This window comes from Microtetraspora sp. AC03309 (assembly GCF_020826795.1).
GTDB classification, from domain to species: domain Bacteria; phylum Actinomycetota; class Actinomycetes; order Streptosporangiales; family Streptosporangiaceae; genus Microtetraspora; species Microtetraspora glauca.
On sequence record NZ_JADDIL010000636.1, the window covers coordinates 1 to 386 of the forward strand.

A 386-nucleotide genomic window follows, 5' to 3' on the forward strand; every position below is an offset into this window, starting at 1 on the left:
GATCCATGCTGTTGAATTGATTGGCAGTTTTTACGAGTGGACTCGACGAAATTTCAATAGCTACAAGGCGACGCTATCGGAACAGGCCAAGCCATTCGAAGGTGGACGCAAGGCGATTGCGGACGCCGAGAGCGTGGCGCGCCGACTAGCGAGCTACAGTGAATCGGCTAGATTGTTGGACGCCAACACGACGGCCGCGCGGCAGAAGATCACAGCCGTGACGACTCGGATTGAGCAGACACCTTTGTTGACGAGCACTGCAGAGCGGGAGTTGGCGGGTCTGCTCACCGAGGCTCAACAAGCGCTCGAAGCATCACAGGTGCTGTTCTCGGACCTAACCGGATACGCGGCGGAAGCCAAGGAGCTTGCCGACATCGTGGCTGTAC

1 protein-coding gene is annotated in these 386 nt (G+C 57.8%); it reads left to right on the plus strand.

Annotated elements, in window-relative coordinates:
- Nucleotides 1–386 (plus strand): hypothetical protein (locus IMZ11_RS44715; protein WP_228649891.1); only part of this gene is annotated, 386 nt, incomplete at both ends.